Origin of the sequence: Streptomyces sp. SID5785, assembly GCF_009870065.1 — a bacterium.
In the GTDB taxonomy this organism is placed as follows: Bacteria; Actinomycetota; Actinomycetes; order Streptomycetales; family Streptomycetaceae; genus Streptomyces.
On sequence record NZ_WWIA01000758.1, the window covers coordinates 1 to 12108 of the forward strand.

Consider the following 12108-nt stretch of genomic DNA (forward strand, 5'->3'; position numbering starts at 1 on the left):
ATGGTCTTCCAGTTCGCGGACGTGGCGATGCTGGAGCGCGGCGCGACCCTGTGGCACACCCACTCCCCCGATCCGATGACCCGGATCCTGGACGGCCTGGAGCGGTCCGGGCGCCCGCTGCCCGACCTGGTCGTCGCGGACCACGGCTGGGCGGGCTGCGCAGCCCAGCGCGGCCTGGACTCGGTGGGCTACGCGGACTGCAACGACCCGGCGCTGTTCGTCGGCGAGGCCGAGGGCACGATGCAGGTCACGGTTCCCCTGGACGACCATGTGACGAGCCCCCGCCACTACGACCCGATGACGGCGTACCTCCTGAACGCGGCGGGGCTGCTGGACAGTTGATCCTTCTGCCCCCGTACGATGCACGGGGGCAGAAGATCATTCCGGGGGGAAGCATGCCGAGTTACCACGAAGTGCTGACGACGGACCTGTCGAAGCTGACGACGGCGGCGGAGAAGTGGGACGCGATGGCGACGTCGCTCCACGACCACGTGGAGCCCGCGTACCGGGACGACGTGCACAAGATCTCGCTGGGCGGCCCGATCTGGAACGGGCTGAGCGCGAACGCGGCCAACGCCCGGTTCGACGTCACGCTCAAGGAGATCCAGGCCGCGCAGAAGGAGGCCAAGGCCGTCGCCTCCCTGCTGCGTGACGCACACACCCAGTTCGTCGACCTCAGGAAGAAGGTCGAACAGGCCAGGGACGACGCGGTCAAGGCCGGGATGAAGGTCTCCGACCAGGGCGTGTGCCACTTCGACTTCTCGAAGGTGAGCCAGGACGAGGCGTTCTCGATCCACCACGACCCCGACCTCCCCGCGACCGAACGCTCGTGGACCGCGCACATCGCCACGGCGGTGGAGGCGGTCGGCGACGCGGACGAGGGCGTCAGGATCGCGCTGAAGGCGGTCGTGCAGGACAGCGACCCGCTCAAGGGCATGCCCGGCGGTTTCAACGCGGGCGCCAAGGGCGACGTCGAGGTCTACGAGGCGGACGCCGTCGAGGACATCGCGCAGCGCGTCGCCGACGGCAAGAAGGTGTCGGCGCAGGAGATGGAGCAGCTCCAGCGGGCGCTGCGCGACAACCACGACGACCGGGCCTTCAGCCAGGAGCTGCTGCACGACCTGGGCCCGCACACCACGATCGAGCTGGGCAACGAGCTGAACGACCGGGTGCAGGACGCCGACGGCAGCGAGAAGCTGCAACTGGCGGACATCCAGCAGAACCTCGCCAACTCCATGGCGACGGCGACGGCCGTGCCCGGCAGCGTGAAGGACATGCCGCCCGGCTCCCCGGCGTTCAACGCCTGGGTGAACAGCAAGGACGGCGCCTTCTACAAGGAGTGGTCCGACTCCATGAAGAAGGAGGGGACGAAGAACTTCGGCCCCAACACCAATCCGCTGTACGGCTACCAGTCGTACGTGAGCCTGATGCAGCACGCCGACAAGGACTTCGACGACCAGTTCCTGTACGACCTCGGCGAGCAGACCATTCAGGCGGAGAAGGACCATCCGGGGATCTTCACGATGTGGGGTCCCGGCCACGACGGCATCGAGACGGACGCGGTGGACGGCGCCCTCGATCTGATGAGCCGCAACCCGGATGCCGCCACCGCGTTCTTCGACCCGTCGGGGAACGGCTCGGGCGCCGACCACGTCGGCAACGACCACCTGAAGTACCTCGCCGGAAGCGGTGACGGCGCCCGCGAGTGGCCGAAGAACGTCATCACCGGCTACGCGGTCACCGAGCTGGACGACCCGACGAGCCGCATCGGTCTGGGCCGGGCCCTGGAGGCGGCGACCACCGGGCACGAGCCGCTCCACGAGGGCGAGTCGGGCGGGAAGCCCGGCCCGCACACGGCGGCGCAGGCCCGGGTCATGCAGAGCACGATCGAGGTGCTCGACGACGGTGCGGGCGGCGAGGAAGTCCACGCCAACCTGCGCAGGCCGCTGGGGCACGCGATCGCCGACTACGCCATGGACAACCACAACATCCTGGCCGAGAACGGCACCAAGTACGGGAGCCCGCACGGCAAGGACGAGGTCTGGACGGACGGCGACAAGTCCGGGATCACCGTCGGCAAGGACAGCCTCATGCGCGTGATGCGCGGTGTGTCCTCCGACGACCAGACGTACGCCCTGCTCCAGGACACCCAACGGCAGTACGCGCTCGACCGGATGACGGAGGCACCGGACGCCCCGGGCGGCGGCAACGACGCCTGGAAGAACCCCGCCCGTGATCTCGGCGCCGTCACCGGCGCGATGAACTCGATCGGGTCCGACGTCATCCTCGACGAGCGCGACGGCAAGATCGCCGCGGCCAACGACATGGCCCGGTACGCGTACCACGGGGCCGGCGCCCCGATCACCGGGCTGCCGGTCCTGGGCGACACGGCGCAGCGCCTGGTGGACGCGGCGACGTACGAGTGGTCCAAGGACGTGGCGGACGCGGCGAGTTCGCAGGCGCAGGAGAAGAACTCGGACCACTACTCGTCCGGCATCAACGGCACGTACGACATGATCGACAAGTGGGCCGTGGACCGCGGCGTCGACATCGACGACGAGAGCAACGCGCGGCACGACCCGAACTGGGACGCATGGCAGGCGATGCGGGACGAGGCGAAGCAGTCCTACGGGACGTCCCGGGGCGACGCCGCCGTCTACCTGGGCTGGGAGTGAGGCACGGTGGAGACCGCACGCACGCGTGACGTGACGGAGGCCGGCGGCGGGCCGGGGGCGCCGCGGCGCCGGCGGCGGGGCGTCCTGGCCGCGGCGCTGACCGCCGCGGTCGTGCTGCTCGGCGGCGGCACGTTCGCCTACTTCCACACGAACGTGCTGGGCCCGGACCGGATCTGCCACGGCTGGGTGACGCCGGACGCCGCCGCGGCGGCGCTCGGCGGCGGCCTGGGCCGGGTGTCGGCCTCCGAGGACTCGGCGACCGGCTGCACGGTGGAGCTCACCGGCTGGCTGCCGGGCAAGGAGAAGCGGCTGAGTCTGCGCAGCGTGCGGGAGCAGTCCGGTTTCCCGTTCCGCAAGGGGGTCTGGGAGGTCTCGGCGGGCCGGCCCGTGCAGCTGGGCGCGGCCCCGGGCACGTACGACGCGTACGGCGGCTGGGCCCTCGTCCCGGCCTGCAAGGGCACGGACGGAGCGGTTCCCGCGGTGCGGGCCGACGTGACCGGGCAGGACGCGCCGGGTGACGCCGACGGCATGCGGCGCGTGGTCACGTCGGCCGCGCAGGCGCTCGCGGCGGACGCCGGGTGCGCCGGGCCGGACAGCCGGTCGAGCCGCACCCTGGTCCCGTCCGCGCCGCGCGACACCGACCCGGAGAAGGTCTGCGGCATCGCGGGATTCCGGCTCCCCGGGGTCCGTGGCCCGCAGGGTTCCGCCCTGCGCGAGGAGATCACGGGGTCGCTGTCCGCGGGCCTCTACTGCGACGTGTCGTTCGCGGGCGACAAGGAGGGGCCGTTCGCCCGGTTCGCCGTCGTGCGCGATCCGGCGATGGCCGCCACGCTGAAGGGCCGCGCGTTCGACCGCGTCCGGTGCGCCGGGCAGGAGACGGTGCTCGCCCACGACCTGCGGTACCTCGACGACTCCGAGCGGGCCGCCACGCGCGTACCGGACACGGCGCGGCTCGCCGACACGTTCGGCGCGGCGGCGCGCGGCGCGCTGCACTGCGGCTGACGCCGCCGGCACCACCGACACACCGAGAGGCCGGTCCGCACGGACCGGCCGTTCCGGCACAGGGGAGGACACACACCATGAGCGACGTGGGCATGCGACTGAACCAGGCTCCGGGTGACCAGGGCGGTGGCGGTCTCCAGGGGCCCTACCTCGCCTCGACACCGGCGGAGAAGAAGAAGGCGGCGAAGTCCATCGAGGAGACGATCGAGCCGGGCACCCGCACGGCGGGGGATCTCGCCGACGAGTCGACCGGCGCCGCGGTCAAGGAGTTCGGCCCGAAGGACGGCGACGGCTGGGCGACCTCGGGCGCGCTGAAGTCGGCCCACACCACGTGGGGCGAGCAGGTGCAGGCGCTGATGACCCGGCTCGGCGGCGAGAAGCAGTCGCTGCGCGCCACGAACACGCTGTTCGGCGGCACGGACCACCAGGTGGGCGGCCGGGCCCAGCAGGTGCCGTCCCCGCTGACCGGGTACTGAGCCCGCGGGAGCGGCCCCGCCCGGTCAGGCGGGCGGGGCGAGCCGCCGGCCGAGGGGGCTCAGCCGGTGCAGCACGTACTTCCCGTCGCGGCGGCTGAGCACGAGACCGGCGTCGCGCAGCAGGGCGAGCTGCTGGCTGGCCGTGGGCACGGAGACCGCGATCGCGGTGGCCGTCTCGGTGGTCGTGCGGCAGCCCCCGGCGGACAGGTGGGCGACGATCGCGGCGCGGGTGGGCCCGATCAGCCGTTCCAGCGGCCCGGAGGCGGCGCCGTCGGCGAGGGCGAGGTCCGTGCCCTGCCGGTCGACCGGGTAGATGAGGACGGGCTTGAGCGCGCAGTCGGCCAGGCTGATCGGCACCCGGTGGCAGAAGAACGAGGGCACGAGGTCGAGCCCGCGCCCCTCCAGGTGGAGATCGCGGTCGACGGGATAGCCGACCTCCAGGACGGGCGGCCGCCACACGGCCAGCGGGCGCAGCGAGTCGAGCAGGGACTCGCTGCCGCCGGCCAGGAGCAGCCGGGTGCGCAGGGCGACGTCGGCGGCGACCCGGGAGAGCACCGTCGGCCAGACCGGGGCCAGTGCGGTGTCCCGGTAGCCGTGCAGGGAGCGGCCGAGCCAGGTCATGGTGGCGGGCGCGCCGCGGCCGAGCGCCTCGGTCCAGCCGGGCATCGCGGTGACGGCGGCGAGCTGTTCCATCTCCTGGCGCAGCCGTCGGCACGGGGTCGCGAGGACGGTGTCGACGCCCTCGTCCCAGCCGCCTCCGACGGGCGGGGTGAGGAAGTCGGGGAAGTAGGCGACGTTGCGCACCAGGGCGGTGAGCATGGCGCCCGACCTGCGCAGCGGTTCGCGGGCGCGCAGCCCCGCGAGGGTGCTGCGCCGCCAGGTGCCCAGGACGGGCTCGTCCTGTCGTGTCTGCAGCCGGACGAGGCTGCTCGCGACCTCCCAGAACGGATCCGGTTCCGGCACCAGGCGCAGCCTGAGCAGATCGTCCCCGGTGAAGTGAATTCGCAGCATCGCTGCACCCCCGATGGTTCCCCCGTGCGGTCCTGCGTGAGGACCCTTACCCGCGTCGGGCACGAGTCCGACATTTTGGCCCTGCCCAAACGGTGCTGCCAAGCCTTTCCGCGACACGCGACGCTCTCGTGGCAAGCAACACAAACGGGAGGAATCGCATGAACCTGCGAGCCAAGGCGGCCGCGGCCCTGCTGACCACGGGGATCGCCGCCTCCGCACTCGTCGCCGTGCCGGGCACGGCGGCGGCCGACAGCGCGAAGGACTGCCCCAAGGGAGCGATCTGCTTCTACTCGGGGCCGAACCAGAGCGGCAAGCTCAAGAAGAAGGTCTGGGCGAACTGGTCGGGTTCGCTCACCGGCATCCGGTCGTACTTCAACAACGGCAAGCCGCAGCCGGGCCTCGACCACGTCCAGCTGAAGTACTCGTACTGGGTGCACGGCCACTACCGCTCGGTCTCGCAGTGCGTGCACTACGGCGCCTCGGAGGGCAAGGGCAACATCGGCTACGCCAACGACGACCACGGCTACTCCAACGCCACGGTCAAGGGCGTCAAGTGGCGCGGCGAGTGCTGATCACCACGGTGTGATCAGCACGACGTGATCACCACGGTGTGATCGCCACGGTGTGATCACCAGGGGTTGAGACCCTCGGTCCGGCGCTGGGCGAAGCCCGGTGTCGGATCGAGGTACACCCGCTGCACCGCCGGGTACCGCTCGCGCAGCCGCCGCGACGCGTCCTCGCAGGCCCACTCGATCTGGGCGGCGGTCGACGCGTCGCGGAAGTCGACCTTCGCGGCGACGAGGGCCTCGCGCGGGCCCTGCACCAGCGTGGTCAGCTCCAGGACGGCCTCGACGTGCTCGACGCCGAGCAGCACCTCGCGGATGCCGTCCCGGACCGACGCGGGCAGCGGGCGCCCGACGAGCAGTTCCGCGTTGGACCGCCCGAGCACCCAGGCCACCCACAGCAGCAGCGCGCCGATGCCGAGCGAGGCGATGCCGTCCCACACGCCCGAGCCGGTGAGCTGCCCGCCGAGCAGCCCGCCCGCGGCGAGCAGCAGACCGGCGAGCGCCGCGCTGTCCTCCAGGACGACGGCCTTGACGGCCGTGTCGGGGGTGCGCCGCAGATACGTGCGGAACGGCGTGCGGGTGCGGGCCGCCGCGCCGCGGGCCTGGCGCACCGCGGTCCGCAGCGAGAAGCCCTCCAGGACGAAGGCGACCGCGAGCACGATGTACGAGACGAGGGGGTCGCCCAGGTCCTCGCCTGCGACCAGGGTGTGGATGCCGTCGTAGAGGGAGAAGACGGCGCCGCCGACGAACGTGGCGACGGCGGCGAGCAGCGCCCACACGTAGCGCTCGCCGCCGTAGCCGAGCGGGTGCTCCTCGTCGGCGGGCTTCTCGCTGCGCTTGAGCGAGGTGAGCAGGAGCAGCTCGGTGACGGTGTCGGCGAACGAGTGCGCGGCCTCGGAGAGCATCGCGCTGGATCCGCTGATGACTCCGGCGACGGCCTTGGCGAGGGCGATGCCCAGGTTGGCGGCCGCGGCGACGACGACGGTGAAGACGCTCTCGCCGCCCGCCGGCGGGTCCGCCGGCTCCGCCGGTGCGGTCGCTTCCTTCTCGTCAGCCCCTGCGTCGCTCATGTATCGGGACGGTATGTCCGTTCAGCGGGGAACGCGAACGACGCCTTCCTGGATGACGGTGATCGCGAGCTGTCCGTCCTGGGTGTAGATGCGGGCCTGGCCGAGTCCGCGGCCGCCGGACGCGGACGGTGACTCCTGGTCGTAGAGCAGCCACTCGTCGGCCCGGAAGGGGCGGTGGAACCACATGGCGTGGTCGAGCGAGGCGCCGACGACGTCACCGACGGCCCAGCCGCCGCGCCCGTGCGCGAGGAGCACCGAGTCGAGCAGCGTCATGTCGGACACGTAGGTGGCGAGGCAGACGTGCAGGAGCGGGTCGTCGGCGAGTTTGCCGCCGGCCTTGAACCACACCTGGGAGCGGGGCGGCTGCGGCTTGCCGACGAACGCGAACGGCGGCGCGTCCACGTAGCGCAGGTCGATGGCCTCGCGGGCCTCGAGGAGCCGGGCGACGACGTCCGCGGAGAGCACGGAGTCCGCGTAGCGCGGGAGCAGTTCGGCGGCCGTGGGCAGCGACTCGGGGTCGGGCGCGGACGGCATCGGCGCCTGGTGGTCGAGCCCGTCCTCGTACGTCTGGAAGGACGCGGAGAGGTGGAAGATCGGCTGGCCGTGCTGGACGGCGACGACGCGGCGCGTGGTGAAGGAGCGGCCGTCGCGGATGCGGTCCACGGTGTAGACGATGGGCGCGCCCGGGTCGCCCGCGACGAGGAAGTACGCGTGCAGGGAGTGGGCGTGCCGGTCGGCCGGGACGGTCCGTCCGGCGGCGACCAGTGCCTGGGCCGCCACCTGCCCGCCGAACACGCGCGGGACGACGGCGGACCGGGACCGGCCGCGGAAGATGTCCTCCTCGATCTGCTCGAGGTCGAGCAGATCGAGGAGGGACGTGAGTGCCTGGTGCATGGGTCAGTTGTATCCGGCGGCTGTGTGCGGCCGGTTACAGGCCCATGTTCTTCGCGATGATCATCTTCATGACCTCGCTGGTGCCGCCGTAGATGCGGTTCACACGGTTGTCGGCGTACAGACGGGCGATCGGGTACTCGTTCATGAACCCGTAGCCGCCGTGCAGCTGGAGGCAGCGGTCGATGACGCGGTGGGCGACCTCGGTGCAGAAGAGCTTCGCGGAGGCGGCCTCGGCGGCGGTCAGCTCACCGGCGTCGAGGGCCTCGAGGGCGCGGTCGGCGACGGCCTCGGCGGCGTCCACCTCGGCCTGGCAGGCGGCCAGCTCGAACTTGGTGTTCTGGAAGGACGCGACGGGCTTGCCGAAGACGGCGCGCTCCTGGACGTACTCCTTGGCGAACCGGACGGCGGCCTTGGCCTGCGCGTACGCGCCGTAGGCGATGCCCCAGCGCTCGGAGGCCAGGTTCGTGCCGAGGTAGCCGAAGCCCTTGTTCTCCTCGCCGAGGAGGTCCTCGGCGGGGACCTTGACGTCGACGAACGCGAGCTCGGCGGTGTCGGAGGTGCGCAGGCCGAGCTTGTCGAGCTTGCGGCCGATGGAGTAGCCCTCGGACTTGGTGTCGACGGCGAAGAGGGAGATGCCGAAGCGACGGTCCTCGGCGGTGGGCGCGGAGGTGCGGGCGCAGACGATGACGCGGTCGGCGTGGACGCCGCCGGTGATGAAGGTCTTGGCGCCGTTGAGGACGTAGTGCGTGCCGTCCTCGGAGAGCTTGGCGGTGGTCTTCATGCCCGCGACGTCGGAGCCGGTGCCCGGCTCGGTCATCGCGAGGGCCCACATCTCCTCGGCGGAGACGAACTTCGGCAGGTAGCGCTTCTTCTGCTCGTCGGTCGCGAGCATCTTGATGTAGGGCAGGGCGAGCAGGGTGTGCACGCCGGAGCCGCCGAAGGACACGCCCGCGCGGGCGGTCTCCTCGTACTGGATGGCCTCGAACTTGTGCGAGTCCATGCCCGCGCCGTCGTACTCCTCCGGCACGTTGATCCCGAAGAGGCCGAGCTCGGCCATCTTGCCGTAGAGCTCCCGGGGGACGATGCCCTCCTGGAACCACTCGTCGTAGTGCGGGACGACCTCGGCCTCGATGAAGGCGCGCAGGGTCTCCCGGAACGCCTCGTGGTCCTCATTGAAAACGGTACGGCGCACGGAATGCTCCCTCTACGACCTCATACGACGACTAAGCGCTTGCTCATGGAACGTTACCGGCCAGTCACCGCACCGTCCAGAGACGCGCGTCACTCCGGCGCACCCCAGCGTGCCGGATACGTCACCGCGCCGCAGCCGCGGCGAAGGCGCCCCGCGCCAGCTTGTGCAGCATCCCGGCGGTGCCGGCCCGGCCCGGCAGCGCGCCGGGGCGGCTCAGGTGCGGCGTCGAGTTGAGCAGCCCGAAGACCGCGTGCACCGCCACGCGCGCGTGCGGCTCGGCGAGCTCCGGATAGACCTTGCGCACGGCCTCCACCCACAGCTCCACGTACTGGCGCTGCAACTGGCGCACCAGCTTGCGGTCGCTGTCGCGCAGCCGGTCCAGCTCGCGGTCGTGCAGCGTGATCAGGTCGCGGTCGTCGATCGCGAAGTCGATGTGGCCCTCGATCAGCGAGTCGAGCAGCTCCTCGGGGCCCTGACCGGCCTCCGCGACCCGGTGCTTGCCACCGGTCAGGAGCTGACCGCTGATGCCGACGAGCAGCTCGGCGAGCATCGCGTCCTTGCCCGCGAAGTGCCGGTACAGACCGGGGCCGCTGATGCCGACCGCGGCACCTATCTCATCGACCCCCACACCGTGGAAGCCCCGCTCGGCGAAGAGCCGGGCGGCCTCCCTGAGGATCTGCTCGCGCCGCGTGGGGGCGTCGGTTCTGGTGGCCATGGCTGCAATTCTAGACAGGGCTGTTAGCGAGCGTTAACCTGAACGCACAGCGTTAACGCTCATTAACTCGGTGAGGGGACCGCACGATGCACGAGGCACCGGAGCTGACGAGCGCGGCCGACCCCGCGTCGGAGGCGTGGCGGGCCAACGAGGCGGCGCACCGCGCCCTCGGCGACGAGCTGCGCACCCGGCTCGCCGCGGCCCGGCTCGGCGGCGGCGAGAAGGCCCGCGCCCGGCACACCGCCCGCGGCAAGCTGCTGCCGCGCGAGCGGGTGGACGCGCTGCTCGACCCGGGCTCCCCCTTCCTGGAGCTGGCACCGCTGGCGGCCGACGGGATGTACGGGGACCAGGCGCCCGCCGCCGGCGTGATCGCCGGGATCGGCCGGGTCAGCGGCCGCGAGTGCGTGATCGTGGCCAACGACGCGACGGTCAAGGGCGGCACGTACTACCCGATGACCGTGAAGAAGCACCTGCGCGCCCAGGAGGTGGCGCTGGAGAACAGGCTGCCGTGCATCTACCTGGTCGACTCCGGCGGCGCCTTCCTGCCGATGCAGGACGAGGTCTTCCCGGACCGCGAGCACTTCGGCCGGATCTTCTACAACCAGGCACGGATGTCCGGCGCGGGCATCCCGCAGATCGCGGCGGTGCTCGGCTCCTGCACGGCCGGCGGCGCGTACGTCCCGGCGATGAGCGACGAAGCGGTGATCGTGCGGAACCAGGGCACGATCTTCCTCGGCGGCCCGCCCCTGGTGAAGGCGGCCACCGGCGAGGTCGTCACCGCCGAGGAGCTCGGCGGCGGCGAGGTCCACTCCCGCGTCTCGGGCGTCACGGACCACCTCGCGGAGGACGACGCGCACGCGCTGCGCATCGTGCGCACCATCGTCGCGACGCTCCCCGAGCGCGGCGCGCTGCCGTGGTCGGTGCGGGCCGCGATCGAGCCCAAGGTCGACCCGGCGGGCCTGTACGGCGCGGTGCCGGTGGACTCGCGCACTCCGTACGACGTCCGTGAGGTCATCGCGCGCGTGGTGGACGGCTCGCAGTTCGCCGAGTTCAAGTCCGAGTACGGGCAGACGCTCGTCACCGGCTTCGCCCGGATCCACGGCCACCCGGTCGGCATCGTGGCGAACAACGGCATCCTGTTCTCCGAATCCGCCCAGAAGGGCGCCCACTTCATCGAGCTGTGCGACCAGCGCGGCATCCCGCTGGTCTTCCTGCAGAACATCTCGGGCTTCATGGTCGGCAGGGACTACGAGGCGGGCGGCATCGCCAAGCACGGCGCCAAGATGGTCACCGCGGTGGCCTGCACGCGCGTGCCGAAGCTGACCGTCGTGATCGGCGGCTCGTACGGCGCGGGCAACTACTCGATGTGCGGCCGGGCGTACTCGCCGCGCTTCCTGTGGATGTGGCCCGGCGCCAAGATCTCCGTCATGGGCGGCGAGCAGGCCGCGTCCGTCCTCGCCACGGTCAAGCGCGACCAGCTGGAGGGGCGCGGCGAGGAGTGGCCCGCCGAGGACGAGGAGACCTTCAAGGCCCCGATCCGCGCCCAGTACGAGACGCAGGGCAGCGCCTACTACGCGACGGCCCGACTGTGGGACGACGGCGTGATCGACCCGATGGAGACCCGCCAGGTGCTCGGCCTGGCCCTGACCGCGTGTGCGAACGCCCCGCTGCCGGAGAAGTCCCCCGGCTTCGGCGTCTTCCGGATGTGACGGCGGTGACGGCGGCGACAGCGCGGCAGAGGCGAGAGCGGCAGTGGTGGCAGGGACGAACAGTGATGGGGAGAGGCCGACGATGATGTTCGAGACCGTACTGGTGGCCAACCGCGGCGAGATCGCGGTCCGCGTCATCCGCACGCTGCGGGCGCTCGGCATCCGCTCGGTGGCCGTGTACAGCGACGCCGACGCGGACGCGCGGCACGTGCGCGAGGCCGACGAGGCGGTGCGGATCGGCCCGCCGCCTGCCACCGAGAGCTATCTGTCGGCCGAGCGGCTGATCGAGGCGGCGCGCAGCACGGGCGCCCAGGCCGTCCACCCGGGCTACGGCTTCCTCGCGGAGAACGCGTCGTTCGCGCGGGCCTGCGAGGAGGCCGGGCTGACCTTCATCGGCCCGTCCGCCGACGCCATCGCGCTGATGGGCGACAAGATCCGCGCCAAGGAGACCGTGCAGGCGGCGGGGGTCCCCGTGGTACCGGGCGGGCGCGACCCCGATCTGGCGGACGCGGCCCGCGAGCTGGGCGCCCCGGTCCTGCTCAAGCCCTCGGCGGGCGGCGGCGGCAAGGGCATGCGCCTGGTGCGCGACCTGAGCGTCCTGGAGGACGAGATCGCGGCGGCGCGGCGCGAGGCGCGGGCCTCGTTCGGCGACGACACGCTGCTCGTCGAGCGCTGGGTCGACCGGCCCCGGCACATCGAGATCCAGGTCCTCGCGGACGCCCACGGCCACGTCGTGCACCTGGGCGAGCGCGAGTGCTCGCTCCAGCGCCGCCACCAGAAGGTCGTCGAGGAGGCGCC

Annotated in this window: 12 protein-coding genes; 7 read left to right on the plus strand and 5 right to left on the minus strand. The window is 71.9% G+C overall.

Translation table 11 applies throughout. From position 1 onward, the window contains the following. The 4 genes from GTW43_RS24620 to GTW43_RS24635 form a co-directional block, all read left to right on the plus strand. A partial coding sequence (locus tag GTW43_RS24620; RefSeq protein WP_202501901.1) for a phosphatase occupies positions 1-342 on the plus strand: 342 nt, incomplete at its 5' end. A 53-nt stretch (positions 343-395) separates the two neighbouring features. Beyond that, positions 396-2675 (plus strand): hypothetical protein, encoded by a 2280-nt coding sequence (locus tag GTW43_RS24625; protein ID WP_161304216.1) that lies wholly within the window; start codon positions 396-398, stop codon positions 2673-2675. A 6-nt stretch (positions 2676-2681) separates the two neighbouring features. Further along, entirely contained in the window at positions 2682-3677 is a 996-nt protein-coding gene (locus tag GTW43_RS24630; protein ID WP_161304217.1) for a hypothetical protein, read from the plus strand. 77 nt (positions 3678-3754) lie between these two features. Beyond that, positions 3755-4153 carry a hypothetical protein gene (locus tag GTW43_RS24635; RefSeq protein ID WP_237536798.1) on the plus strand — a complete coding sequence of 133 codons (399 nt, stop codon included), beginning with the start codon at positions 3755-3757 and terminating at the stop codon, positions 4151-4153. A gap of 24 nt (positions 4154-4177) precedes the next feature. Here the strand turns inward: GTW43_RS24635 and GTW43_RS24640 are convergent, their stop codons facing one another. Then, positions 4178-5164, minus strand: a complete 987-nt coding sequence (locus tag GTW43_RS24640) for a helix-turn-helix domain-containing protein (protein WP_161304218.1) — start codon at positions 5162-5164, stop codon at positions 4178-4180. A gap of 158 nt (positions 5165-5322) precedes the next feature. Between GTW43_RS24640 and GTW43_RS24645 the strand changes: the two genes are divergently transcribed. After that, complete coding sequence (locus GTW43_RS24645) at positions 5323-5736, plus strand: peptidase inhibitor family I36 protein (protein ID WP_161304219.1); 414 nt, start codon at positions 5323-5325, stop codon at positions 5734-5736. Positions 5737-5792: 56 nt separating this feature from the next. Here the strand turns inward: GTW43_RS24645 and GTW43_RS24650 are convergent, their stop codons facing one another. The 4 genes from GTW43_RS24650 to GTW43_RS24665 all read right to left on the minus strand — a co-directional run bounded on the left by GTW43_RS24650 (position 5793) and on the right by GTW43_RS24665 (position 9601). Beyond that, on the minus strand, positions 5793-6800 hold the full coding sequence (locus GTW43_RS24650; RefSeq protein ID WP_161304220.1) for a cation diffusion facilitator family transporter: 1008 nt from the start codon (positions 6798-6800) through the stop codon (positions 5793-5795). A 21-nt stretch (positions 6801-6821) separates the two neighbouring features. Further along, positions 6822-7694, minus strand: a complete 873-nt coding sequence (locus GTW43_RS24655) for an acyl-CoA thioesterase II (protein WP_161304221.1) — start codon at positions 7692-7694, stop codon at positions 6822-6824. A 34-nt stretch (positions 7695-7728) separates the two neighbouring features. After that, on the minus strand, positions 7729-8886 hold the full coding sequence (locus GTW43_RS24660) for an acyl-CoA dehydrogenase family protein (protein WP_161304222.1): 1158 nt from the start codon (positions 8884-8886) through the stop codon (positions 7729-7731). 121 nt (positions 8887-9007) lie between these two features. After that, complete coding sequence (locus tag GTW43_RS24665) at positions 9008-9601, minus strand: TetR/AcrR family transcriptional regulator (RefSeq protein WP_161304223.1); 594 nt, start codon at positions 9599-9601, stop codon at positions 9008-9010. 86 nt (positions 9602-9687) lie between these two features. On the opposite strand from GTW43_RS24665, the gene GTW43_RS24670 reads away from it, so the two are divergent. Then, positions 9688-11310 (plus strand): carboxyl transferase domain-containing protein, encoded by a 1623-nt coding sequence (locus GTW43_RS24670; protein ID WP_161304224.1) that lies wholly within the window; start codon positions 9688-9690, stop codon positions 11308-11310. Between the two features lie 85 nt (positions 11311-11395). After that, positions 11396-12108: biotin carboxylase N-terminal domain-containing protein (locus GTW43_RS24675; protein ID WP_272922560.1), on the plus strand; the 713-nt coding region annotated here is incomplete at its 3' end.